The 24352-nt window shown below is 68.8% G+C and carries 24 protein-coding genes; 12 read left to right on the top strand and 12 right to left on the bottom strand.

All coding sequences use genetic code 11. From position 1 onward, the window contains the following. Nucleotides 1–16: 16 nt before the first annotated feature. From FEI13_RS12230 to FEI13_RS12220, 3 genes are read right to left on the bottom strand one after another with little or no spacing between them, the layout of a single operon-like run. Nucleotides 17–388, bottom strand: a complete 372-nt coding sequence (locus FEI13_RS12230) for a thiol-disulfide oxidoreductase DCC family protein (RefSeq protein WP_138181803.1) — start codon at nt 386–388, stop codon at nt 17–19. After that, nucleotides 389–1294, bottom strand: a complete 906-nt coding sequence (locus FEI13_RS12225; protein WP_138181802.1) for a ribose-phosphate diphosphokinase — start codon at nt 1292–1294, stop codon at nt 389–391. Further along, the gene (locus tag FEI13_RS12220) at nt 1294–2874 is read right to left on the bottom strand and encodes a thymidine phosphorylase family protein (RefSeq protein ID WP_138181801.1); all 1581 of its coding nucleotides are present in this window, start codon (nt 2872–2874) and stop codon (nt 1294–1296) included. The genes FEI13_RS12225 and FEI13_RS12220 overlap by 1 nt, the downstream gene beginning before the upstream one ends. A 335-nt stretch (nt 2875–3209) precedes the next feature. Between FEI13_RS12220 and FEI13_RS12215 the strand changes: the two genes are divergently transcribed. The 3 genes from FEI13_RS12215 (at nt 3210) to FEI13_RS12205 (ending at nt 5478) form a co-directional block, all read left to right on the top strand. Beyond that, the gene (locus FEI13_RS12215; protein WP_240036507.1) at nt 3210–3671 is read left to right on the top strand and encodes a potassium channel family protein; all 462 of its coding nucleotides are present in this window, start codon (nt 3210–3212) and stop codon (nt 3669–3671) included. Between the two features lie 115 nt (nt 3672–3786). Further along, nucleotides 3787–4248 (top strand): flavodoxin family protein, encoded by a 462-nt coding sequence (locus FEI13_RS12210; RefSeq protein WP_138181800.1) that lies wholly within the window; start codon nt 3787–3789, stop codon nt 4246–4248. A gap of 264 nt (nt 4249–4512) precedes the next feature. Further along, nucleotides 4513–5478, top strand: a complete 966-nt coding sequence (locus FEI13_RS12205) for a TAXI family TRAP transporter solute-binding subunit (protein ID WP_158294542.1) — start codon at nt 4513–4515, stop codon at nt 5476–5478. 100 nt (nt 5479–5578) lie between these two features. Here the strand turns inward: FEI13_RS12205 and fadA are convergent, their stop codons facing one another. Continuing rightward, entirely contained in the window at nt 5579–6757 is a 1179-nt protein-coding gene (fadA, locus tag FEI13_RS12200; RefSeq protein ID WP_138181798.1) for an acetyl-CoA C-acyltransferase FadA, read from the bottom strand. A gap of 44 nt (nt 6758–6801) precedes the next feature. After that, complete coding sequence (gene fadB, locus FEI13_RS12195; protein ID WP_138181797.1) at nt 6802–9003, bottom strand: fatty acid oxidation complex subunit alpha FadB; 2202 nt, start codon at nt 9001–9003, stop codon at nt 6802–6804. 145 nt (nt 9004–9148) lie between these two features. Between fadB and FEI13_RS12190 the strand changes: the two genes are divergently transcribed. Together FEI13_RS12190 and slyA are read left to right on the top strand one after the other, a co-directional pair. Continuing rightward, a complete protein-coding gene (locus tag FEI13_RS12190) occupies nt 9149–10414 on the top strand; it encodes a DUF5924 family protein (RefSeq protein WP_275668747.1) in 1266 nt (421 codons plus the stop codon). 226 nt (nt 10415–10640) lie between these two features. Continuing rightward, on the top strand, nt 10641–11084 hold the full coding sequence (gene slyA, locus FEI13_RS12185) for a transcriptional regulator SlyA (RefSeq protein WP_138181796.1): 444 nt from the start codon (nt 10641–10643) through the stop codon (nt 11082–11084). Nucleotides 11085–11090: 6 nt separating this feature from the next. Here slyA and FEI13_RS12180 read toward each other — a convergent pair whose 3' ends face one another. Further along, a complete protein-coding gene (locus FEI13_RS12180) occupies nt 11091–11651 on the bottom strand; it encodes a preprotein translocase subunit YajC (RefSeq protein WP_138181795.1) in 561 nt (186 codons plus the stop codon). Nucleotides 11652–11757: 106 nt separating this feature from the next. Between FEI13_RS12180 and FEI13_RS12175 the strand changes: the two genes are divergently transcribed. After that, on the top strand, nt 11758–12204 hold the full coding sequence (locus tag FEI13_RS12175; RefSeq protein WP_138181794.1) for a universal stress protein: 447 nt from the start codon (nt 11758–11760) through the stop codon (nt 12202–12204). 67 nt (nt 12205–12271) lie between these two features. Here FEI13_RS12175 and FEI13_RS12170 read toward each other — a convergent pair whose 3' ends face one another. Beyond that, nucleotides 12272–14206: an ATP-binding cassette domain-containing protein gene (locus FEI13_RS12170; RefSeq protein WP_138181793.1), complete on the bottom strand. Its 1935-nt coding sequence runs from the start codon at nt 14204–14206 to the stop codon at nt 12272–12274. A gap of 115 nt (nt 14207–14321) precedes the next feature. On the opposite strand from FEI13_RS12170, the gene FEI13_RS12165 reads away from it, so the two are divergent. Both FEI13_RS12165 and FEI13_RS12160 read left to right on the top strand, forming a co-directional pair. Beyond that, nucleotides 14322–15209: a TatD family hydrolase gene (locus FEI13_RS12165; RefSeq protein WP_240036506.1), complete on the top strand. Its 888-nt coding sequence runs from the start codon at nt 14322–14324 to the stop codon at nt 15207–15209. 1 nt (nt 15210) lies between these two features. Then, nucleotides 15211–15765, top strand: coding sequence for a hypothetical protein (locus tag FEI13_RS12160; RefSeq protein ID WP_420841594.1), 555 nt, complete (start codon nt 15211–15213; stop codon nt 15763–15765). 9 nt (nt 15766–15774) lie between these two features. On the opposite strand, the gene FEI13_RS12155 is transcribed toward FEI13_RS12160, so the two are convergent. Both FEI13_RS12155 and FEI13_RS12150 read right to left on the bottom strand, forming a co-directional pair. Next, nucleotides 15775–17964 carry a thiamine pyrophosphate-dependent enzyme gene (locus tag FEI13_RS12155; protein ID WP_138181791.1) on the bottom strand — a complete coding sequence of 730 codons (2190 nt, stop codon included), beginning with the start codon at nt 17962–17964 and terminating at the stop codon, nt 15775–15777. Between the two features lie 34 nt (nt 17965–17998). Continuing rightward, nucleotides 17999–18583, bottom strand: coding sequence for an elongation factor P hydroxylase (locus FEI13_RS12150; RefSeq protein ID WP_138181790.1), 585 nt, complete (start codon nt 18581–18583; stop codon nt 17999–18001). 202 nt (nt 18584–18785) lie between these two features. On the opposite strand from FEI13_RS12150, the gene FEI13_RS12145 reads away from it, so the two are divergent. The 3 genes from FEI13_RS12145 (at nt 18786) to FEI13_RS12135 (ending at nt 22057) form a co-directional block, all read left to right on the top strand. Continuing rightward, a complete protein-coding gene (locus FEI13_RS12145; protein WP_138181873.1) occupies nt 18786–20177 on the top strand; it encodes an MATE family efflux transporter in 1392 nt (463 codons plus the stop codon). After that, nucleotides 20149–21231: a DUF3080 family protein gene (locus FEI13_RS12140; protein WP_138181789.1), complete on the top strand. Its 1083-nt coding sequence runs from the start codon at nt 20149–20151 to the stop codon at nt 21229–21231. The genes FEI13_RS12145 and FEI13_RS12140 overlap by 29 nt, the downstream gene beginning before the upstream one ends. Nucleotides 21232–21328: 97 nt before the next feature. Further along, entirely contained in the window at nt 21329–22057 is a 729-nt protein-coding gene (locus tag FEI13_RS12135; RefSeq protein ID WP_138181788.1) for a hypothetical protein, read from the top strand. A gap of 15 nt (nt 22058–22072) precedes the next feature. On the opposite strand, the gene tusA is transcribed toward FEI13_RS12135, so the two are convergent. Continuing rightward, nucleotides 22073–22324, bottom strand: coding sequence for a sulfurtransferase TusA (gene tusA, locus FEI13_RS12130; RefSeq protein ID WP_138181787.1), 252 nt, complete (start codon nt 22322–22324; stop codon nt 22073–22075). Between the two features lie 42 nt (nt 22325–22366). On the opposite strand from tusA, the gene FEI13_RS12125 reads away from it, so the two are divergent. Beyond that, nucleotides 22367–22657, top strand: coding sequence for an antibiotic biosynthesis monooxygenase family protein (locus FEI13_RS12125; RefSeq protein ID WP_138181786.1), 291 nt, complete (start codon nt 22367–22369; stop codon nt 22655–22657). Nucleotides 22658–22679: 22 nt separating this feature from the next. Here the strand turns inward: FEI13_RS12125 and rlmM are convergent, their stop codons facing one another. Both rlmM and FEI13_RS12115 read right to left on the bottom strand, forming a co-directional pair. Beyond that, nucleotides 22680–23747, bottom strand: a complete 1068-nt coding sequence (rlmM, locus tag FEI13_RS12120) for a 23S rRNA (cytidine(2498)-2'-O)-methyltransferase RlmM (RefSeq protein ID WP_138181785.1) — start codon at nt 23745–23747, stop codon at nt 22680–22682. Beyond that, a complete protein-coding gene (locus tag FEI13_RS12115; protein ID WP_138181784.1) occupies nt 23731–24174 on the bottom strand; it encodes a DUF2721 domain-containing protein in 444 nt (147 codons plus the stop codon). The genes rlmM and FEI13_RS12115 overlap by 17 nt, the downstream gene beginning before the upstream one ends. Nucleotides 24175–24352 lie beyond the last annotated feature (178 nt).

Genomic DNA, 24352 nt, shown 5'->3' with positions numbered 1-24352 from the left:
ACCGGCGGAGGGCGACTCATGGCAGTCGCCCCTGCCGCGCCAGGCGCCGCCTGACCCAACGCCGATAGGCCCTGGCCAGCAGCGGCCTCACGACGGGCAGTCCGATCAGCCATGTCAGCGGCCGAAGGCGTGGCACGCGACTCATCAGCAAGATATAGGCATCGATACCGTCGACGATCCGACCCTCGGCATCCTCCACGTGCAGCGACAGCAGCGCGGCCTTGGGCGCCACGCCGCGTCGTCGCAGCCGTTCATCGTGGCGATTGACATCGATCCACTCCACCGAGGCGGACGCCTCACCGGCCCAGCGCTCGTAGCGCGCCCTGTCGCGCCGGCAGATGGGGCAGTCGGCGTCATAATAGACCTTGAGCATGGAACGGTCGGACATCTATCCCCCTGTCGTCGCTACCCCTTTCAGCGCCTCCCCCAGCACCGGCGCCATGGCGATGGCGTTGCTCTCATGAGCGATGCAGTCGGTGCTCCAGACCTCTCCCACTCCGGCGGCGCGAATCACCGCCAGGGCATTCCCGGCGAAGAGCGCATGGGTGACGGCCACGTCCACCGAGGCCGCCCCGGCATGGAGCAACGCCTCGGCGGCGCGAGCGAGGGTATGGCCCGAACTCGCCACGTCGTCCATCAGCACCACCTGGCGGCCGGCCACGTCGAGCTCCGGCAGCGTGATCGCCACGTTGCGGTCGCCATGGCGGGTCTTGTGGCAGACACCGACACCGAAGCCGGTCACGGCGGCCGCACTCTGCACCCATTGATGCGCCTCGGCATCGGGGCCGACCAGCAGCGGGTTCGCGCGCTTCTCGGCGATCAGCTCGGCGAGTCGCGGCGCGCCAGAGAGCGCGACGGCGTGCTCGAGGGGAATTGCCTGGTCGAGGCGCTCGATACGGTGCAGGTGGGGGTCGACGGTGATCACCGCGTCGAACAGCTCGGCGAGGAAGTGGCCGATCAGCGGCTGGCTGACGACCTCACCGGGATGAAAGGCGATGTCCTGGCGCATGTAGGCGAGGTAGGGCGCCACCAGCACCAGGCGGCGTACGCCCTGGGCTCGGGCATGGCGGGCGATCAGCAGCAGCTCTACGAGCTTGTCGTTGGGACGGTCGAGGCTGCGATAGATCACCAGGGTCTCGGGAAAGGCCGCGGCGGCATGCAGGGGCAGCGTCAGGCGCAGCTCCTCGTCGGGGAAGCGGTGGCACTCGATGGCGGCAGCCGTCAGCCCCGCGGTCTCGGCCAGGCGGCAGGCGGCAGCGGCCTCGTCGTCACAGTAGAGCAGCACGGGCGTCATCAGCCCTCCACGTTGAGTCGGGTGATCTGGTCGGACTGGCCGATGGCGAAGCCGCTGTCGCGCTCGCTGGCCCGGCGGGAGAAGGTCAGCTCGTTGGGGTAGGCGGCGTAGACCCGGTACAGCAGCTGGCCGGTCTCCACCGCATCGCCGATCCGCGCCAGCACGTCGACGCCGGCGCCGATGGCCCGGGGCGCCCCGGCGAGCCGGGCGATGCGCGCCAGTTGCAGGTTGTCGATGGCGGTCACCACCCCGCCGGAGCGAGCGATCACTTCCACGCAGTGCGGCGCCAGCGACGGATGCTCGGGGTCGAAGGGCTTGGCGCCCTGGGCCACGATGATGGCCTGCATCTTCTCCAGGGCGCGACCGGCATCGAGGATATCCCGGGCCAGCCCGAAGCCGTCGCCGCCGCGCACGTCGGGATCGAACTCCAGCATCCGCCCGGCCAGGCGCAGGGCCTTCTGGCGCAGGTCCATGGGGGCGTGCGGGTGGTTGGTGAGCACTCGCATCACGTCCCGGGCCTCGAGCACGGGGCCGATGCCCCGCCCCACCGGCTGGCTGCCGTCGGTGATCACCACCTCCAGGGTCAGGCCCATGCGGCCGGCCACGAACTCGAACAGCTTGCGCAGCCGGCGGGCCTCGGGCATGGAGCGCACCTTGGCGTGGGGGCCGATGGGGATGTCGAGCAGCAGGTGGGTGGAGCCGGCGGCGACCTTCTTGGAGAGGATCGAGGCGACCATCTGCCCCGGCGAGTCGATGGAGAGCGGGCGCTCCACCGAGATCAGCACGTCGTCGGCCGGCGAGAGCTGGCTGGTGCCGCCCCAGGCCAGGCAGCCGCGGTGAGTGCGCACTAGCTGACCCAGCTCCTCGAAGGGCAGGTCGACGTTCGCCAGCACCTCCATGGTGTCGGCGGTGCCCGAGGGCGAGGTGATGGCGCGCGAGGAGGTCTTGGGGCACAGCAGGCCGTGGGCGGCGACGATGGGCACCACCAGCATGGAGGTGCGGTTGCCCGGGATGCCACCGATGCAGTGCTTGTCGACCACCGGATGCTCGTGCCAGTCGAGCCGACGCCCTGCCCGGCTCATGGCATCGCTCAGGTAGAACACCTCCTCTCGGTCGAGCTCGTTGCGATCGCAGGCCACCACGAAGGCGGTCAGTTCGATCTTCGAATAGCGCCGCGCGGCGATATCCTGAACGATCTGGACAAAGTCGTCGCGGGTCAGGCGCTCGCCGGCGAGCTTGCGATGCAGGGCGGGAATCGAGGGTGGCGGTTCGGCCTGCAGGATGCTCACCGGATGGCCCTCGGCCACCCCAAGGGTGGCGAAGGCATCCTCGGAGAGCCCCAGCTCCCCGCAAGAGACGATCGAGGCATCGTCCACCACGTTAAGCGTCGCCAGGATGCGCTGGCCATTGGCCCGCACCTCGACCTTGGCCAGCGCCTGGAAGCCCTCGGCCCGGTAGCGGTCACACTCGCGGTGCATGTAGGCCACGTTCTCGCGGTAGGTATCGATGCCGACGCGTTTCAGCTTGAGCGGCGAGAGGCGATCCTGAGCGGGTGCCGCCTCGGCGGCGGATCGGGTCATCGTGTCGTCCTTGCGGGGTGGCGGGCCGGTGCCGCGCCCGGGGCGCGCGGGCAGGTTACCCGAATGTAGCGGTGGTTTTATCCTAGCAGCGCCCCGGGGTAGCGTCATCGCGGCGCGGCGAGCATCGTCGCCGCCACTCCAAAGGGCCGCCGCCATCTTCTCCGGCTCTTGCAATGGCTGGTGATAGACGACGGTGCGGCGAACATCGTGCGGCGGTCACAGGGCGCCCACGAGCGTATCCAGGCCTCAAGCTCGCGGCGCGGGAGACAGGCTCGTGACGCTGAGACAGGGATCGCGCTAGGCTTGCCCTCTATCCGCTCAAGGGAAGGCCCATCGTGCTCGTTGCCACTCTCTACAACGGTCACCTCTGGGCGGTGGCGATCACCCTGGTCACCGTCCTGATCTGCATCCTGATGCACTACGAGGTATCGCTACGCCTCTGGCAGCGACTGGAGCGCTCGCGAAGCTCCCTGCGTGCTCGCTTCCTGATGCTGAGCTTCGTGCTGTTCAGCACCCATGTCGCCCAGATCTGGCTCTTCGCCCTCGCCCTCGCCCTGCTCGGCGCGCATCCCCTGACCGGCGACCTGGTCGGCATGGCGAGCCTCGACTTCCTCGACTATGTCTACTTCTCGGCGATCACCTACACCACCCTGGGCTACGGCGACCTGGTCCCGACGGGACCGATCCGCTTCATCACCGGCACCGAGGCGCTGATCGGCCTGATGCTGATCACCTGGTCGGCCTCGATCATCTTCCTGGAGATGCAGCGCCACTGGTCCGCCCGCCGCGAGCGGTAACGGATCCTGAGCGGAGAGGGGATCCGAGCGACGACGGCGACGCGGACTCGACACCCTGTCGGCGAGCTCGCCCCGTGGCATGATGTCAGGCGACACTCATCCCCGGGAGATCACCATGCCTCGCCTGCTGATCGTGGCCCATGCGCCCTCACCCAATACTCGCCGACTGCGCGAGGCCGCCGAGCGCGGCGCCCGCCACCCGGACATCGAGGACGTGGAGGTGGTGGTCAAGCCGCCGCTGGAGGCGGGCCCCGATGACGTGCGGGCCTGCGATGCCATCCTGCTCGGCACCACCGAGAACCTCGGCACCATGAGCGGTGCGCTCAAGGACTTCTTCGATCGCAGCTACTACCCGGTGCTGGAAGTGCAGCAGGGGCTGCCCTGCGCACTCTATGTTCGCGCCGGCCACGACGGCACCGGCACCCGGCGCGCTGTGGAAGGCATCGTCACCGGGCTGCGCTGGAAGTGGGTGCAGGCGCCGCTGATCCTGCGCGGCGAGTGGCAGGAGGGCTTCGTCGACCGGGTGGAGGAGCTGGGCATGGCGATGGCGGCGGGACTCGACGCCGGCATCCTGTAACGTTGATCGACAAAAAGCATGATGTTTCGCCCTCAAAGCACCAGAAACATCATCCCTCCTCTTGGGCACGTCATGCTATACCTCAAGAGTGTCTCGGCAGCATCCCGAAGCAAAAACACGACTTATTGAGCATGAACTCAATAAGAACAATAACGATGCAGGCTCGACCCTCTCGTCCAGGCCTCCACGGGCAGCCCCCGGCCACCCCCCGGTCCCGCCCTTGGCTCAGGGTGCCCAAGTCGGCCATTTCGCATGAGGTCCGTCATGAACGTATCCACCAGACTCTTGGCTGCCTTACTGGTAGGCCTGCTGCTCTCGGGCCCGGTCGCGGCACAGGACGAGGCCCCCCTGGTCATCGCGACCGCCAGCCCGGCCGGGGTCTACCACGTGGTCGGGCGGGCGCTGTGCCGTACCATCGAGACGCCCTGCCGAGCGCAGCCCACCGAGGGTTCCAGCGCCAACCTGAGGGCCCTGCGGCGGGGCGAGCTGGAGATCGCCCTCGCCCAGTCCGACCTCCACCTCTACGCCACCCTGGGCACGGAGGGATTCCAGAAGGACGGGGCGGACGACTCGCTGCGCTCAGTGTTCTCGCTGCACAACGAGCCCTTCACCCTGGTGGTGCGACGGGACGCCGGCATCCATCGCCTGGAGGACATCACCGGGCGCGTCGTGAACATCGGCAACCCGGGCTCGGGCCAGCGGGGCACCATGCTGAGGCTGATGGACGCGGAGGGCTGGAGCCGTAGCGACTTCCGCTCGCTCCACAACCTGCCGGCCGACCAACAGGCGCTGGAGCTGTGTCACGGCAACATCGATGCCATGGTCTATACCGTGGGCCATCCCAACGCCTCGGTGGCCAAGGCCATCCGGCTGTGCGATGCCGTTCTGGTCGACGTGGAGGGCGACATCATCGACCTGCTGGTGGATGCCTATCCCTACTTCACGCGCGCCTGGATCCCCGCCGATATCTACGGCCCCGACCAGCCGGCGGTGCACACCTTCGGGGTCAAGGGCACCCTGGTCGCCTCGGCGGATACCGATCCCGACCTGGTCTACCGGCTGGTGGCCGCGGTCTTCAACGACTTCGAGCGCTTCAAGGCCGCACATCCGGCGCTGGGGGTGTTGACCCCGGAAGAGATGATCCGGGACGGCCTCACCGCGCCGCTGCACGAGGGGGCCCTGCGCTACTACCGCGAGCGTGGGTGGCTCGAGCCGACCGAGGCCGACTGACCGCCTCCGCGCACGACCGTCGAACCGGCACCGGAACGCGTGACGCCGCCCCGAGGGGCGGCGTCACGCAAGGCCAGATCAGGCCAGGAGAACGTAACGGCTATTTCAGCCGCTCGAACACCGTGGCCACGCCCTGCCCCATGCCGATGCACATGGTGGCCAGACCCAGGGTGGTGTCACGCTCCTGCATCACGTTGAGCAGGGTGGTGCTGATGCGGGCGCCGGAGCAGCCCAGCGGATGGCCCAGGGCGATGGCGCCGCCGTGGAGGTTGACTTTCTCCTCCATGGCATCGCGCAGCCCCAGGTCCTTGAGCACCGGCAGGGCCTGGGCGGCGAAGGCCTCGTTGAGCTCCACGGTCTGGATGTCCTCGATGGACAGACCCGCGGCCTTCAACGCCTTCTTCGAGGCCGGCACCGGCCCGTAGCCCATGATCGAGGCATCGCAGCCGGCGACGCCGGTGGAGAGGATGCGGGCAATGGGCTTGAGCCCCAGGGCCTGAGCCCGTTCGCCGCTCATCACCATCAGGCTGGCGGCGCCCACGGAGAGCGCCGAGGAGGTGCCGGCGGTCACCGTGCCCCCGCGCGGGTCGAAGGCCGGCTTGAGCCCGGCCATCTTCGCCAGGCTGGCATCGCCGCGGATCACCTCGTCGCGATCCACGCGAACGCGGAAGCCACGTGCATCGTGGCCCTCGATACCGACGATCTCGCGGTCGAAGCCGCCGTTCTCCATGGCCGCCTGGGCCCGCTGGTGGGAGCGCACGCCGAAGGCGTCCTGATCCTCGCGGGAGATGCCGTGCATCTTGCCCAGCAGCTCGGCGGTCAGGCCCATCATCATGGCCGCCTTGGCCACATGCTGGCTGGCCGCCGGATTGACGTCGACGCCATGGGTCATGCCGACGTGCTCCATGTGCTCGACGCCGCCGATGAGGTAGACGTCACCCATACCGGCGCGGATGTTGGCGGTGGCGATGTGCAGCGCGCTCATGGAGGAGCCACACAGGCGGTTGACCGTCTGGGCCGGCACGCTACGCGGGATGCCGGTCAGGATCGCCGCGTTACGGGCGATGTTCATGCCCTGTTCCAGGGTCTGGTTGACGCAACCCCAGATCACGTCGTCGACCTCCGCCGGGTCGAGCCCCGGGTTGCGATCGAACAGCGCCTGCATCACCGCGGCGGAGAGGTTCTCGGCGCGCACGTGGCGGAAGGCCCCCTGCTTTGCCCTGGCCATGGCGGAGCGGGCACAGTCGACCACCACCACGTCTCTCGGATTCAAGCTCATCGATTACTCCTTGGAATTCTGTCCGACACTCGCGGGTCGTGGCATCAGGCCCGGGACGGGGCGGGATAGAAACGCTCGCCGGCGGCGGCCATCTGGCGCAGCTTCTCGGTGGGCGCGTAGAGCGGGCCGAGCTCCTCGGCCAGGCGCTCCGCCTGGCTGACGAAGGCGTCGACGCCCATGGCGTCGATGTAGCGAAGCGCGCCACCGCGGAACGGCGGGAAGCCGATGCCGTAGATCAGCGCCATGTCGGCCTCGGCCGGGCTTGCCACGATGTCGTCCTCGAGGCAGCGCACGGCCTCCAGGCACAGCGGCACCATCATGCGGGCGATGATCTCCTCGTCGGAGAACTCGCGGCGCTCCCGGGCCACCTCCTTGATCAGCGCGGTGGCGGCCTCGTCGGTGACCTTCCGGGGCTTGCCCTTGCGGTCCTCCTCGTAGGCGTAGAAGCCCTTGGCATTCTTCTGGCCCAGGCGGTCGTTCTCGAACATCACCTGGATGGCGCTCTTGCCCTGGCCGTCGCCCCGCTCACCGGCCATGCCGGCCATGCGCTCCGGGAAGCCCTCGGCCATCACCTCGCCGGCATGCACCGCGGTATCCATACCCACCACGTCGAGCAGGTAGGCGGGCCCCATCGGCCAGCCGAAGCGCTCCATCACCTTGTCGATGCGCTGGAAGTCGGCGCCCTGCGCCACTAGCTGGCTGAAGCCGCCGAAGTAGGGGAACAGCACCCGGTTGACCAGGAAGCCGGGGCAGTCGTTGACCACGATGGGGCTCTTGCCCATGGTGCGGGCGTAGGCCACGGTCGCCGCCACGGCGGCGTCGCCGGTCTTCTCGCCGCGGATGACCTCGACCAGCGGCATGCGGTGCACCGGATTGAAGAAGTGCATGCCGCAGAAGTTCTCGGGGCGCTTGAGGTTCTCGGCCAGGCGCGTGATGGAGATGGTCGAGGTGTTGGAGGTGAGCACGGTGTGCTCACCGACCTGCCCTTCCACCTCGGTCAGCACGGCGTCCTTGACCTTGGGGTTCTCGACCACCGCCTCGACCACCAGGTCGACCCGCTCGAAGTCGCCGTAGGAGAGGGTCGGTCGGATGTTGGTCAGCTTCTCGGCCATCTGGGCGCTGGTCAGCTTCTTGCGCTCCACCTGCTTGGCGAACAGCTTGCGCGCCTCCTTGAGGCCGAGCTCGATGGCCTCGTCCTTGATGTCCTTCATCAGGATCGGCGTGCCCTTCGCGGCGCTCTGATAGGCGATGCCGCCACCCATGATGCCGGCGCCCAGCACCGCGGCCTGCCCGACCGGGCGGGCCTGCTGCGCATAGCGGCTGCCCTTCTTCTTGACCACCTGATCGTTCAGGAACAGTCCGACCAGGTTGAAGGCCACGTCGGAGAGCGCCAGCCGGGCGAAGGCCTTGCTCTCGATGGCCTGGGCCCGCTCGCGGGTCTCGCCGGCGCCCTTCTGGATGACCTTGATGGCCTCCACCGGGGCCGGATAGTGCGGGCCTGCCTTACCGGCCACATAGCCCTTGGCCGTCTCGAAGGCCATCATCTGCTCGATGGGGCCGAGGTTCAGCGGCGCCTGCTTCTGCGCCCGGCGCCGGCGATAGTCGAGCTCACCGTCGTTGGCACGTGCCAGGATGTCCAGCGCCGCCGCCTCGAGCTCTTCCTGGGGCACCACCGCATCCACGACACCCATCGACAGGGCCGCCTCGGCGCGGCTCTCCTTGCCGCCGGCGATCCACTCCACGGCGTTGTCGGCGCCGATCAGCCGCGGCAGACGCACGCAGCCGCCCCAGCCCGGTAGGATGCCGAGCTGGGTCTCGGGCAGGCCGATCTTGGCCGACTCGGCCATGACGCGAAAATCGGTGGTCAGGGTCAGCTCGCAACCACCGCCCAGTGCCAGGCCGTTGATGGCGGTGACGGTGGGAAACGGCAGGTCCTCGATGGCGTTGAAGATCCCGTGCACGCGCTCGAGCATGGTCGCAAGCGATGCTTCGCCCTGCTCGAACATGGCGTGAAACTCGGTGATGTCGGCACCGACGATGAAGACCTCCTTGGCGCTGCCGATCACAAGCCCGGTGAGGCCCTGCTCGGCGCGGATCGCCTCGACGGCGTGGCCGAGTTCCTCGATCACGGCGCTGGAGAGCTTGTTGATGGACTCGTCCTTCAGATCGAGGGTGAGCCGGGCGATGTCATCGCCGCCACCCTCGGGACCCCGCGCCACCGTGATGGCATTGCCTTGATAGATCATCCACGAATCTCCCTACAGGAATTCATACGCTCGTTTGATTTTCGACAGCTTGGGACAGTCCCGCATCCACGTCAAGCCCGTTCCACCAGCATGGCACGTGGATGGCGGCTCACCCTGGCCGAGGCCGTGCTGGTAAGATGCGCTCATGACGCAAGCACCCGACATCGATCCCCCATCTCCTTCCGCCGAGCCGCCTGCCGGCGGGCCACCCTTGCGGCTGGCTACCTGGCAGGCTCGCCTCCAGCGCCTGATGGCGCGCCTGCATCCCTGGCGCTGGCTGTGGCCGCCGATGGCGCTGGCGGCGGGCCTGGCCAGCTTCTTCCTGGTGGAGCGCCAGCAGTGGCTGGGGGCCATGCTCGCCCTGGGCATGCTGATGGCCTGGATACTGCTGCTCTCCGAGAGCCTGATCGGCCGCCTGCTGGTCAGTCGCGGCTATCCGGCGCTGCCCCGCGGGGTGACCGCCTTCATCGCCCAGCTGATCCACCAGGAGACCCTGTTCTTCGCCCTGCCGTTCCTGCTGGCCACCACGGTATGGCAGAGCGGGCAGGCGCTCTTCACCCTGCTGATCCTGGCCATGGCGCTGCTGTCGATCCTCGACCCGCTCTACTACCGGATGGCCGAGCGTCATCGCTGGCTCTACTTCGCCTTCCACGCCCAATGCGTGTTCGTGGTGGTGCTGGTCACCCTGCCGACCCTGCTGCACCTGACCACCGGCCAGAGCCTGGTGCTGGCCATCGTGGCCATGCTGCTGTTCAGCCTGCCCAGCCTGATGCACCTGCTGAGCCCGCTGACCACGCCCCGTGTGCTGGCGATGCTGGCCCTGCTGCCGCTGCTGGCGGGCGCCGCCTGGGCCGGCCGGGTCTGGGTGCCGCCGGCCAGCCTGTGGATCTCGGGCAGTGCGCTCTCTCCGGCCTTCGCCCGCCAGGCACGCCATCCGCTGGGCAGCATGCCGCTCACTCCGACGGCCCTGACCGGCCAGGGACTCTATGCCTACACGGCGATCCATGCGCCCCGCGGGCTGAACGAGGAGGTGGTGCATGTCTGGCGGCAGGACGGCGTGGAGGTCGACCGCATACCGCTGGCGATCCGCGGCGGGCGAGCGGCGGGCTATCGGGCCTGGAGCCACAAGCAGAACTTCCCCGAGGATCCGAGCGGCGCCTGGCGCATCGATGTGATGACCGACAGCGGCCAGCGCATCGGGATGCTGCGCTTCACTGTCAGCGACGACAGGGAGGCGGCCACCCTGGCCGACGGCACGATCCAGGCGCCCTCCGGCCTTCCCGGCCTGGACATCCGCCGGCTGCTGCCGCAGCCCGCATCGCCCGACGACGCTCCAGCGTCGACAGAAAAGGCAAGCGCCACGCAGGAGGCGTCGTCACCGACCGATGAGGCGAGCGACGAGGAGACGTAAGCGGGTCGCCATCACCGTGTCGGCTCATGGCGGCGACCGTTGATGGGAGCGCGGTCATCGCAGGGGATAGTCGATGAAGGGGCTGTCGGCGAAGGGCGCTATACGAGGGAGTCACGACAGGAGGGACCAGGGATGCAGGGCGCTGCCGGTGAAATGGTAAGCCTGCTTGCATTTAACGCCGGTGGTTCCGACAATCCCATCAGGCTTCCTGCGGATGCACAGACCCATGCCCCAAAACATCGGCTTCCAGCTGTCTCGCGTGCCACGCCTATGGCGCGCCGTCATCGACCGCCGTCTGGCCCCTCTGGGCCTGACCCAGACGCGCTGGATCACGCTCTACCATCTCTGGCGCCTCGGCGACGGCCAGCCCCAGTGCGACCTGGCCCGCGCCATCGGCGTCGAGGCGCCCTCGCTGGTGCGCACCCTCGACCAGCTCTCCGAGCAGGGGCTGATCGAGCGGCGCGGCTGCGACCAGGACCGACGCACCAAGCGGATCTTCCTCACCGACGAGGCCACCCCCCTGCTCCAGCAGATCGATGCGGTGGTCAGCCAGGCCCGCGCCGAGATGCTGGCCGGCCTCGACACCGACGACGTGGCGCACCTGGCCCGCCTGTTGTCACGCATCGAGGAGAACGGCCTGGCGATCCAGGCCCGCGAAGCCCAGGAGTGAGCGGCCTCAGCGCGGCATCAAGGGCGTGCGCGCCTCACGGCGTGGCCGGTCGCGGCCCGGCCGATCGGGGCCCGGCCGATCGGGGCGCCCCGAGAGGACGTCGCGCAGCGCCGTGAGCCGCGCCAGCAGCAGCGACAGGGCCTCGACCGACAAGGACTCCTCCCACCACAGGGTCAAGGCGTGGCTGGCGGACTCCAGCACCAGCGCGTCTCCGGGCAGCGACGCCAGAGCATCCTCTAGTCGTTCCACGGCCTCGGCCGGCAGCGGGCGCAGCGGCTCGACGCGCCAGCGCCAGCCCTCCCGGAAAGACTTCAGCGAGGCGCTGGCCGCCTCGTCGCGCACCAGCACAAAGTCGGGCCCCGGGTGCTGCTGGGGATAGGACCAACGGTAGGCCGCCATGGGCCCGCCCGCGCCATGCAGCGGCGGCGACTCGAGCCGTACCGCCACGTCCGCCTGGCGAGCCGCCGTGCGCAGCTTGCCCATGCGCTGCTGGGCGGGCGATGGCTTGAGCCACATCACCGGCGCGAAGACCAGGCCGACGATAACGATGATGAGTAACCAGACCATGGGGTCTCCTCGGTGAATATTGACGCAAGTCGTTGTCTTGTCTTACAAGGCGTCCTAGAGTTGAAGCACCATCAGACACGCTGGACGCGGTACGGAGAGTCACACCATGAGCAACGAATATCGTCATGTCCTGGTCGCCGTCGACCTGACCAAGGACTCCCACAAGGTGCTCGAGCGCGCGATGCAGATCGCCGATCGCAACGAGGCCAAGCTATCCATCATGCACACCCTGGAGCCGCTGGGCTTTGCCTACGGCGGCGACATCCCCATGGACCTGACCAGCATCCAGGACCAGCTCGACGAGCACGCCAAGCAGCGCCTCGCCGAGATCGCCGACGGCCACGTCGACCGCGAGAACCAGCACGTGGTGGTCGGCATGCCCGACACCGAGATCCACCGCTTCTCCGAGGAGCAGAACGTCGACCTGATCGTGGTTGGCTCCCACGGCCGGCACGGCTTCGCCCTGCTGCTGGGCTCTACCTCCACCGGCGTGCTGCATGGCGCCCAGTGTGACGTGCTCGCCGTGCGGGTGGGTGCCAAGAGCGAGGAGTAGCCCATCACGCCGCGCTCATCTCCTTGAAAAGGCGCCCGAGGGCGCCTTTTTCGTGGGCGGCCGCGGCTCACTCGCCGGCGGCCATCGCCTCCAGCTCCATCCAGCGCTCCATCGCCGCGTCCAGTGCGGCCTGGGTGTCATTGAGCGACTGCAGGGTGGCGGCGACGGTCTCGGCCTCCTGCTGATAGAAGGACGGCGCTCCCACCCGCTCCTCGAAGGCCGCCACGGCTGCCTCGAGGCGCTCGATCTCGGCGGGCAGGCCGTCGAGCTCACGCTGCAGCTTGTAGGAGAGCTTGACTCGCTTGGGGGCCGTCGGCGACGGGGCCGCCTCGCTCTGTGCCCTGGCCGGCTCGGCGACAGCCGCCGCGGCCGTTGGCTCGACGCCCTGACGGGCCGCCCCCTCCCAGGGCGCCGGCGGCAGCTTGCCGCCCTGGCGCACCCAGTCGGTGTAGCCCCCCACGTACTCGCGCACCCGGCCCTCGCCCTCGAAGGCCAGCACGCTGGTCACCACGTTGTCCATGAAGGCCCGGTCGTGGGAGACCAGCAGCAGGGTGCCGTCGAAGTCGAGCAGCAGCTCCTCGAGCAGCTCCAGGGTCTCGACGTCCAGGTCGTTGGTCGGCTCGTCGAGGACCAGCACGTTGGCCGGCTGGGTGAACAGCTTGGCCAGCAGCAGGCGGTTGGATTCGCCGCCGGAGAGCGCCTTGACCGGCTGACGCACGCGATCCGGGGTGAACAGGAAGTCCTGCAGGTAGCTCATCACGTGGCGGTCGCGCCCCCCCACGCTGATACGATCGCTGCCCTGGGCGACGTTGTCGTAGACGGTCTTCTCGGGCTCCAGGCCGGCACGCAGCTGATCGAAATAGGCCACCTGCAGCTTGGTGCCGAGCAGCACCTGCCCCTCGCTGGGCTCGAGTTCGCCGAGCAGGATCTTGAGCAGGGTGGTCTTGCCGGCGCCGTTGCGGCCGATGAAGCCAAGCCGGTCGCCGCGCTGGATCTCCAGGCTGAGATCGTCGATCACCACCTCGTCGCCGAAGCGATGGGTGACGTGGGAGAGTTCCACGACCCGCTTGCCGCTGCGCGCGCCGCTGTCCACGGAGAGCGCGGCCTTGCCCTGGCGCTCACGGCGCTCGCGGCGCTCATGGCGCAGCTGCTGCAGCGCCCGTACTCGGCCCTCGTTGCGGGTCCGCCGGGCCTTGATCCCCTGGCGGATCCACGCCTCCTCCCGGGCGAGCTTCTTGTCGAACTCGGCGTTCTCCCGCGCCTCGACCTCCAGCTCGTGCTGTTTCTGCTCCTGATAGGCGGCGTAGTCGCCCGGGTAGCGGCCGAGGCGCCCGCGATCGAGCTCGAGGATCGCCGTGGCGAGCTTCGACAGGAAGGCCCGATCGTGGGTGATGAACAGCACGGCGCCATTGAAGTCGGCGAGCTGCTCCTCCAGCCAGGCGATGGTGTCCAGATCCAGGTGGTTGGTGGGCTCGTCGAGCAGCAGCAGGTCGGGCTCGGCGACCAGCGCCCGGGCCAGCGCCACGCGTCGACGCCAGCCACCGGAGAGGTCGGCCATGGCGGCGTCCTCGGGCAGCCCCAGCCGGGTCAGCACCACGTCGATGCGCTGGTGGAAGGACCAGCCATCGATGGCCTCGATGCGGGTCTGCAGCTTGGCCATGCGATCCATGTCCGGATCATCGTCGTGGATCAGGTGATGGTACTCGGAGAGCAGCTCGCCGGCCTCGGGCAGCCCCTGAGCCACCACGTCGAAGATCGTCTGGCCGCAGGCGTCCGGCAGCTCCTGGGCGAGCACACCGATCTTCAGACCCGGCGCGCGCCAGACGCTGCCGCCATCGGCCTGAATCTCGCCCGCCACGATCTTCAGCAGGGTCGACTTGCCGGTGCCGTTGCGCCCCACCAGGGCCAGGCGTTCGCCCTTCTCCAGCACCAGGTCGGCGCCGTCGAGCAGTACATGGGTACCGTAAGCCAGTTGCAGCTGTTCCAGTCGTAGCAGGGTCACGCATTCACCTCGTCGTTCATCAAGGGGGCTAGTGTAACGCATGGTCGAGCCGGCGTGGCCCCACCCCCGCCCTCCCGGGTACAATGCGCGCCCGCTTTCACAGGAGTGTTCCGCCGTGGCCGATGCGACGCCCCCCTTCGATGACGCGCTGCCCGAGGCGCTGAGGTTCCGTTCACCGGCCCCGCTGGTCGACATCGGCGCCAACCTGACCCACGAGAGCTTCGCCCGCGACCTCGAGGCGACGATCCAGCGCGCCCGGGCCGCCAACGTGAGCACGCTGATCCTCACCGGTACCGACCGGGAACACGCCGAGCAGGCCGTGGCGCTGGCGCGACGCTACCCGGGGCTCTACGCCACCGCCGGCGTGCACCCCCACGATGCCAGCCAGTGGTCGCCGAGCCTCGCCGCCGCCATGGGCGAGCTCCACCGCGCCCCAGAGGTGGTCGCGGTGGGCGAATGCGGGCTGGACTTCAACCGCAACTTCTCGACGCCCGCCGCGCAGGAGCGCGCCTTCGAGGCCCAGCTCGGGCTGGCGGCGCAGAGCGGCAAGCCGCTGTTTCTCCACGAGCGCGATGCTGGACGGCGCATGCGCGAGATGCTGCATGCCTGGCGTGACGACATCCCGGACGCCGTGATCCACTGCTTCACCGCCGACCGCGAGACGCTCTATGGCTACCGGGATCTCGATCTGCACATCGGCCTGACCGGCTGGCTCTGCGACGAGCGTCGCGGCCACCATCTGCGCGAGCTGGTCGGCGAGATTCCGCTGGAGCGGCTGATGGTGGAAACCGACTGCCCCTACCTGCTGCCGCGCAATTTACCTGCCAAACTCAAGGGCAGGCGCCACGAGCCCGCCCTGCTGCCCTGGATCGTGCGCGAAATCGCCCACTGGCGGAGCGTGGACGAGGTCGACCTGGCACGGGGCACCACGGCCACCGCCCGCGCCTTCTTCCGCCTGCCGACGGACCCGACACCCCCCGACACCGAACACGAGGAATCCTGACATGGCCGGTTCCGGCATCAACGAGACGCCCGGCTTCATCGCCGTGGAGACCGGCGACGACGATGGCCTGCCGCTGGCGATCGCCTGGACGCTCACCGACGGTCGCATCAAGCATACGCTGATCCAGCCCGACGACGACTGGCTCGACAGCGAGATGCACTCGCTGGGCGGCTACAGCATGGAGGAGCTCAACAGTATCGGCGTGAGCCCGCTGGACGTGATCCGCGAGCTGGAGAACGACCACTTCAACCAGACGCTCTACACCGCGGGCGTCGGCGACGACGAGGCGGCCATCTCGCGCCTCTTCGACACCTACGGCCTCGACCCCTTCGTGGAGCTGGCCCCGGCCGAGAGCCTCTATGGCGACCTGGAACCCGGCGACTGGCCGCGCGCCCGCGGCGACCTGTTCGGCGAGCTGGGACTCGAGCCGCTGCGCCCGGAGCACGAGGTGGAGGTGATGCTGCACCTGCACCAGCGCCTCGCCCCCGATGCCGAGGCCCGCGAGGCGATGCCCTTCGATGGCCGGCTGATGGATGGCGACGACGTCGACGACTGAGCGAGGCGCTTACGAAGCGCTGGTACCAGGCGCTATCGCCCGCCCCACCAGCTGCCGGGCGAGCTCGACGATGCCGTCCACCGAGGGCAGGGTGAGGGTGGCGGCCGGCCCCAGGGCGATGAAGCTGTCCTCGGCGGTCAACCGCGCCAGCCGCTCGCCCGCCATGCCGCGCTCGACCAGGCCGGTAATCAGCTCCTCGCTGAGCGAGCCGCTGCGGCGGCACTCGTCCACCACCAGTACTCGCGCGCAGTCGGCCACACGCTCGTGCAGGGCCGCATGGTCGATGGCGGTGAGCCAGCGCAGGTCGATGATGCGCACCGCGATGCCCTCGGCCGCGAGGCGCACCGCGGCCCGTCGCGACAGAGAGATCCCGTTGCCGTAGCCGACGATCGCCAAGTCGCGCCCCTCGCCCCACTGGCCAAGTGTCCCCACGGGCAGGCGATAGTCCGGGCCCGGATCGACGCCACAGGCGCGCTCGTCGCCCTCCTCCAGCAGGTCGCGGCCGTGATAGCGGGCGATCGGCTCGAGGATCACCACCACCCGCTGCTCCTCATCGGCCAGGCGTACCGCCTCCTGCAGCAGCCCCACCGCCTCGACTCCGCCGGACGGGCAGGCCACCAGCAACCCGGGAATATCGCGCAACACGGCGATGGCGTTGTCGTTGTGGAAGTGGCCGCCGAAGCCCTTCTGGTAGCCGAGCCCGGCGATGCGCACCACCATGGGATTGGTGTACTGGCCGCAGGAGAAGAAGCTCAGGGTCGCCGCCTCGCCGCGCAGCTGATCCTCGGCGTTGTGCAGGTAGGCGAGGAACTGGATCTCGAGGATCGGCACCAGACCGCTCTGGGCGAGGCCGATGCCGAGCCCGAGTATGCTCTGCTCGTCGAGCAGGGTATCGATCACCCGATGCGGCCCGAAGCGCGCCTGCAACCGCTGGGTAACGCCGTAGACCCCGCCCTTGCGCCCGATGTCCTCCCCGGCCATTACCAGATGCGGATAGCACGCCATCAGACGCGCCAGCGTCTGGTTGATCAGCCGGGCCATGGGCGCCGGAGTGGCGTCGACCTCGCCCTGCCAGGCCTGCCGGCTACCGGCACGCGGCGGCGGCACGATGCTCGCCAAGACCTCCTGCGCGCGCGTCAGCTTCGGCTGGCCTACCGCCGCCTCGGCCTCTCGGGCCACTTGCTCGCCGATCGCCCGGTAACGCTCGGCGATCTCGTCTACCGAGAGCAGGCCGTGGCGACGCAGCAGCCCGGCGCTGACCAGCAGCGGGTCGCGAGCCTCATCGGCCGTGATACGCGCCGCCGAGCGATAGGCCTGCTCGGCATCCGACCCGGCGTGACCATAGAGGCGCACGCAGCGCAGGTGCAGGAACACCGGCTGGCGGCGGGACCGGGCGATGTGCGCCGCCGCGCGGGCCGCCCGCCAGGTATCCAGCAGATCCAGGCCGTCGCCGGCGAGGTAGTGAATGCCGGGGCGGGCGCGCATGCTGGCCGCGATCCAGCCGGGCGGCGTGGGCATGGAGACACCCAGGCCGTTGTCCTCGCAGACCAGCACCAGCGGCATGGGCGCGCCCTGGAAGGCGGCCCAGCCCGCGGCATTGAGAGCCCCCTGGGCAGTGGCGTGGTTGAAGGAGGCATCGCCAAAGCTGCAGATCACCACGCTGTCCGCCGGCCACTCGCCGCCGCCTCCCAGGCGCCGCCACAGGCCGAGGCTGTGGGCCGCACCGATCGCCTTGGGCAGGTGGGAGGCGATGGTACTGGTCTGGGGCGGAATGTGCAGGGCCTTCGAGCCCAGCACCTTGTGGCGCCCCCCGGAGATCGGGTCCGCGGCCGCAGCGACGAAGCTCAACAGCAGATCGCGGATCGGCGTCTGATTCGCCACGGCGCGGCTGCGCTCGATCAGGAAGGCGGCGTCGCGATAGTGCAGGAAGGCGGGATCACCGGCGCGAAAGGCGCGGGCGATGGCCGCACTGCCCTCGTGGCCGGCGCTGCCGATGGTGTAGAACCCCTCGCCCCGGGCCTGCAGGCGGCGGGCCTCGAGATCGAGGTGGCGGCTGATCAGCTGGGACTCGAACAGCTCGATGAGCGCCGCGGCGTCGAGCCCGACCTCATCGAGCCCGTGCTCCTGGTCGGAGGCGGGCCAGTCGTCGCGTCGCAGGGCGTCGAGGAAGCGCTGTTCCTGGGGCAGGGCGTCGGCCACGGGCGGCCTCCGGTCGGCGGCGGGTGCTTACAGCCTAGTCGACCGTCTCGAGCCGCCGCGACCCGGCCGATGCTACCGGCTCGAGCAGGGCACGCCCGGCGGCCACGGCGGTCTCTCGGCTCTCGCCCTCGTGGTAGAAGGCCGCCAGCGCACGACGGAAGGCCGCCGCTCGGGGGGGCAGTCCCTCGCGCAGGTAGCGCTCGGCGCGCGCCTCGACCCGCGCTCGGAAGCCCTCGCGATCGACCTGGACCTCGCCCAGGTTGTCGACGCTGACGTTGAAGGGCAGCCCGCAGGCCTCGGCGAAGAGCCGCTCCAGCGCCTGGGGCGCCACCTCCACCGACTCGAACTGGCGCTGCTGGTCGGCATCGCGGCCATCGGGCAGGTACCAGTAGCCGTAATCCTCGAGCTCACGGCGTCGCGCCCCGGCGATGCACCAGTGGCTGATCTCGTGCAGGGCGCTGGCGAAGAAGCCCCGGGCGAAGATCACCCGGTGCCAGGGGCTCTGCGCATCCGCCGGCAGGTAGAGCGGCTCGTCGCCGCCGCGCACCAGCCGTGTCTTGATGGTCGGCTGGAAGAGGCCGTCGAACAGGGCGATGACATCCTCGAGTCGGTGGCTCACGCGCTCTCCCGGGAAGTGACAAAGGGCGCCATTATAGGCGCTGAGCGGGCGGAGCGAAAATCGCCACCTCCTGATAGACTGAGTGCCTTCCCGGCGCTGGTCGCCGATCGACGTCGCCTTCCCTACTGCTGTATGGAGCCGCGCCTTGGTGCCGTTTTCCTCTCGCCTGCTGGCCACCAGCCGCAGGGAAACCCCCGCCCTGATGCGCCTGGCCCTGCCGATCTGCGGGGCCCAGTTGGCCCAGGCCGGCATGAGCGTGGTCGACGTGATGATGACCGGGCGGCTCAGCGCCACGGACCTGGCGGCGGTCTCGGTCGGCGCCAGCCTGTGGCTGCCGCTGATGCTGTTCATGACCGGCACCCTGATGGGGCTGACGCCCATCGTCGCCCAGCTGCTCGGCGGTGGGCGCACCGCGGGCATCCGGCCCAGCGTCCATCAGGCGCTGTGGGTGGCCCTGGCGCTGGGCATCATCGCCGCGCTGCTGCTGTGGAGCGTGGTGATGCCGATCTTCCGGCTGATGGCGGTGCCCGAGGAGGTCGCCAGCCGTGCCACGGCCTATCTGGCGGCCCTGGCCTTCGGCATGCCCGGGGTCGCGCTGTTCCAGGCGCTGCGCGCCTTCTCGGACGGCATGAATCACACCCGCCCCTCGCTGTGGATCAGCCTGGTGGGGCTCGGCGTCAACATTCCCTGCAACTTCGTGCTGATCTACGGTGGCGACGGCCTCACCGGCCTGTTCGGCCCCGGGCTGCCCGGCTGGCTGCAGGATCTACCCGCCCTCGGCGCGCTGGGCTGCGGCATCGCCACGGCGATCTCAATGTGGGTGATGAGCCTGGCCATGTTTGCCTATACCCGCCGCTCGAGGGCCTACGGCGACATCGATCTGTGGCGGGCCCCCTCCCCGCCGCGCTGGCCGCTGATCGCCGAGCTGCTGCGCGTGGGCGTGCCGATCGGGGTGGCGATCTTCGTCGAAGTGACCCTGTTCACGCTGATCGCGCTGTTCGTGGCCAGCCTCGGCGAGACCACCGTGGCGGCCCACCAGGTCGCGCTCAACTACACCTCGATACTCTTCATGCTGCCGCTGTCGCTCGGCATGGCGCTGACCGTGCGGGTGGGCAATACCCTCGGCCAGGACCGCCCCGACCAGGCACGCCTGGTGGCATGGAACGGCATCCTGGTGGCCCTGGGCGTGGCCGGGCTAAACAGCCTGCTGCTGTGGCTTACGGCCGAGCCGGTGATCGCGCTCTACACTCACAATAGCGAGGTGGCACGCCTGACCCTGTCGCTGGTCGGCCTGGCGATGCTCTACCAGGTCTCGGACTCGCTGCAGGTCAACCTGGCCGGGGCCCTGCGTGGCTACAAGGACACCCGGATCATCATGCTGATCACCCTGCTGGCCTACTGGCTGGTGGGGCTGGGGGGCGGTCACTGGCTCGGGCAGGTCGGCCTCTTTGGCTGGATCGACCCGCTGGGCGTCCATGGTTACTGGATCGGCCTGGTGGCCGGCCTGACCACCGCCGCGGTACTCTTGGGTGAGCGACTCAGGCGTATCAGCAAGGCGAGGGTTCATGATAGGTTCGAGACTTCCGTCGATTGAAAGCCGTCACGCACGTCGCCACCACGGGCCTCGCCGGCTGCTGGCCGTGGCGGTGGCACTGTTGGCCGGCTGCGGCGAAGGCGAGAGCGAGGCGCTGTTGGTCGACTACCAGCAGCATCTGGCCGACACCCTGGCCCTCGAGGCCCCGCCCCGTGCCTCCCCGGACAATATCGGCACCTTCCCCGAGCGCGACCAGCGGCTCTTCGAGGTCGCCGAGACCCGCGAGGGAATGCTCGACATCTACGCCCTGCGCGGCTGCCATATCGCCTCCCTGGTGGCCGGACGCAACAATCAGCTGGGGCGGGTGGCGCTGCCCAGCCAGCGCTGGCTCTACGAGCTCGAGCTATGGCGACAGCTCAGCGAGTGCTGGAACACCGAGGTGCCGGCGACGCTCTCCGACACCAGCCGGGAGCGGCTCTCGCGACTCACCGAACTCAAGACCGAGCAGCTGCCGCGAGTGAGCTGGAATGCCCTGTTCGCCTCCGAAGAGTGGGTCAAGAACTTCTCACGGGCCAGTGCCCCCCTCGCGCCCGAGGCCCTCGACGAGGCCCGGCCGCGCAGCGCAGCCCTGGCCTACCTGCGCGAGACGACCCTGCGTCAATTCGATCCCCACTGGAACGCCGATTCCGCCACCCTGGAGGGCCACTTCAAGACACTGCAGGAACGCCCGTTCTCCGCCGAGCTGCTGCGCACCCTGCTGTTGGCCGAACAACGACTGGGCGAGGCCTCAACGCTGATCGAGCAGGCGCTGGCCCGCGCCGACGGGCAGGCCTGTCGCGTCGACCCCGAGCGTCTGACCGACGCCCCCGAGGTCACCCGCCTGAGCGAGTGGCTAGCGACCCTGGAGCGCTCGGCCCGCCACTGGCTCGAGGCCATCGATGCCCTGCTCGATGCTCAGGTGGCGCCGCCGCCGGCGGTCGCCGCGTACCGCCGCGACTGGCTGTCGCTGAGCCATCCCGAGGCTCCCCTGCCGGCCTTCGCCGAGGCCCGCGATCGCCACCAGACACTGCTCTCTCGCCTCCGCCGTCGCTGCCAATCCACCTCCGGGACTTAACCTCGGCAATCACTCTGTGCTATTGATGAAGCTACAGTGACGCAGTGCGCTGCTGACCAGGCCGATGCCGCGACCATGCAGCACTTGGAGGGACATCATGGGAATCCCGCAGTCACCCCGCAGCGCTCGAGTCATCGATCTCGAGGCCATGCGCCAACGCCAGCTGGCACGCCGCCGGCTGGTTCGCCTGTCACCCGAGCTGGACAATCTGGAGATGGTCTATCGCCTCTCCTCGGATGGCGACACCCTCTACGGCATGCCACTGCTGGCGTGGGGGTTGCAGGAGGATGGCGAAGTGGTGGGCCTGGTGCCCTGGATGGAGGCCCTGACGCCCTGCCACCGTCTCGATGACGCCGATCACGGTCATTTCATCGGCTATCGCGACCCGGAGACCGAGGAGCTCTTCGAGCAGGCGCCGGAGCACAAGGTGCTGGAGCTCGAGCACGCCGCGGCCTACTTCGACTACGAGGAGACCGACGAGACCACGCTGATCCAGCAGCTCCCGGAGACGCAGGGCACTCATGCCCTGTGCATGGACGAAGGCGATGCGCCCTGGCAGCTCAAGCAGGTCTTCGGCTGGCGGCTCTACAGCGACGGCGCGGTGGAGGCCCTGCTCGCCGACGAACGCCTCGTCGAGACGACGCCGATCCTGCCCGGCGATCCCTGCCTCTATCCCGGCCACAGCCAGCACCGGGTGGTCTACTTCTTCCAGCGCCAGATTGCCAGCCGCATCCGCCAGGAAGATCCCACGACTCTCGAGGCCCTGGCGCTGATGGTCATGCCCGACGGCGACGCGGCCCCTGAGGCCGAACCTGGGGCCGAGTAAGGGGCCGGGCGCGCCTCAGCCGAGACGGATCAGGTAGCGATAGCGGCCGTCGTCCTCATGCTGGTAGATAAGCTCGTGGCCGAGAAAGCTGCAGAACTTGGGAATGTCACGCGTCGTGGCCGGGTCGCTGGCCACCACCTCAAGCACCTCTCCGGGGCGCATGTCGCGCACCCGGTTGTGCATCAGCATGATCGGCTCGGGACAGTAGAGCCCGGTGGTGTCGAGCCGTGCATCAGTGGGCGGCAAGGAATCCGCGGAATCAACCATCGATGACCTCGTTGCAGGACAGGAAAGTAGGAGCGTAACCGGATGATCAAGATCATTATCGAACGTCGTATCATGCCCGGCCTGGAGGAAGAATACGAGGCGGCCGCCCGGGACGCCATGCGCCACTCCCTCGGCGCGCCGGGCTTCGTCGGGGGCGAGAGCCTCGTCGAGTTCGGCCACAGCGATCGACGCCTGATGATCACCAAGTGGCGCGACCTGCGCGCCTGGAAGGAGTGGTACCAGAGCGAGACCCGCGCCCGCGTCATGCAGGGCCTGCTGCCGCTGCTGACCGAGGAGGAGCGCATCCGGATCTACGAGGCGGCCAGCGGTTGAGACACGATCACGACGAGCGCCGTCAATCCCGCAGTCGCACGTGCACCGTCACCTCTTCCCGGTCGTGGTAGAGGTGGCGACACGCCACCTCCGCCCGCACACCGGCCTCGGCGAGCGCCGACTCGAGGCGTGATAGGCAGCCGGCGACCTCCTGCCAGCGCCGCTTCATCGGCAGCTTGAGGTTGAACACCGCCTCGCGACACCAGAGGCGCACCAGCCAGCGCTGGACCATCGACATTACCCGTGACGGTTGATCGACGATATCGCAGACCAGCCAGTCGAGCCGCCCGGGAGGCACCCAGACGAAGCCGTCCTCGCGCAGATGCTCCACCATCCCGGTGGCCATCAGCCCCTTGTCCATGGGACCGTTGTCGATGGCATAGACATGCATGCCGCGCTGAACCAGCTGCCAGGTCCAGCCGCCGGGCGCCGCCCCCAGATCGGCCGCCTGCATGCCTTCGCCCAGCCGCTCCTGCCACTCGTCTCGCGGGACGAATTCATGCCAGGCCTCCTCCAGCTTGAGCGTGGACCGGCTGGGCGCCGCGTGGGGAAAGCGTAGCCGTCGGATGCCTCCCAGCAGTTCGCTGCGGTTGCCGGGAAAGCTCATGCCCAGCTGGACCCGGTCCCCGTCACTCCACAGCAGGTGCAGCCTGCGACCGCCCGCCTTGCGCCGCAGGCCTCCTCGCTTCTTCAGCATCGATTCCAGCGGACGCTTCAGCGCCTTGATCAGGCCGGCCAAGGCCTTGGCCTCGTTGGTATCCGGGGTCTCCTGCCACAGTGACTCGAAACTCCAGCCGCTGTCGCTCACCTGATCGACGATGGGCGACAGCCGATCCTCCCGGGAGAGCGACAGCGGCGGCAGGGCCACCAGGCTCTGGCGAGCAAATACCAGGCCAGACAGCGGCAGGTCCCGATGCAGCCCGTTGGCCGGCTCGTTTCCTTCGACCAGGAAGCGCACGAAGCCGCCATCGGGGCGATACTCGGTGCTCCCGGGCCGGCCCAGGGCGGAAGCCTTGTCGGTGATCTCGGCGGCCAGGTCCGGCTCGAAGCCCGGACGGCAGTAGAACAGCAGTTCACTCGGCGTGGTCATGGTGTTCCTCGCTCGACGGTGTCCGCCGGGAACCGGAGGCCACCAGCGCCTCGATATCCTGGAGCTGGACATTGAGGGCATTGGTGGATATCTGGATCTCCCAGCAGGAGTAGATCAGTGAGACGGACAGCAGCACCAGGCTGGCACCGAACAGCACCATCCCCGGTAGATCCAGCGACAGGAAGAGCGCAAACATCGAGAGGGTGCAGAACAGGAAACTCAACACACCGGCCAGCTGCATCCGCTTGGTCAGGGAGATGCGCCGACGCAGCAGCACGATCTGCTTGGCATTGCCCTCGTGGTGCTGGGTTCGCTCCTCGTCGGCCAGCTTGCGAATCAGCTGCGCCAGGGTGAGGAAACGGTTGGTATAGGCCAGCAGCAACAGCGAGATGGCGGGAAACAGCAGGGCGGGAGTGGTCAGCGTCACGGGCGATCTCCGGGAGCATGGCGACGTCCATGATGACAGGCGCTGCTGTCACGGACTGAACATGAAAAAACCCCGAGCTCGTTGAGCTCGGGGTTTTCTCGGAATAGGTGCCTGACGATGACCTACTCTCGCATGGGGAGGCCCCACACTACCATCGGCGCTGATCGGTTTCACTGCT

Source organism: Halomonas urmiana, assembly GCF_005780185.1.
Taxonomy (GTDB): domain Bacteria; phylum Pseudomonadota; class Gammaproteobacteria; order Pseudomonadales; family Halomonadaceae; genus Halomonas; species Halomonas urmiana.
The sequence above is the reverse complement of the archived record's forward strand: the minus strand, read 5'-3'. Positions and strand labels throughout refer to the sequence as shown.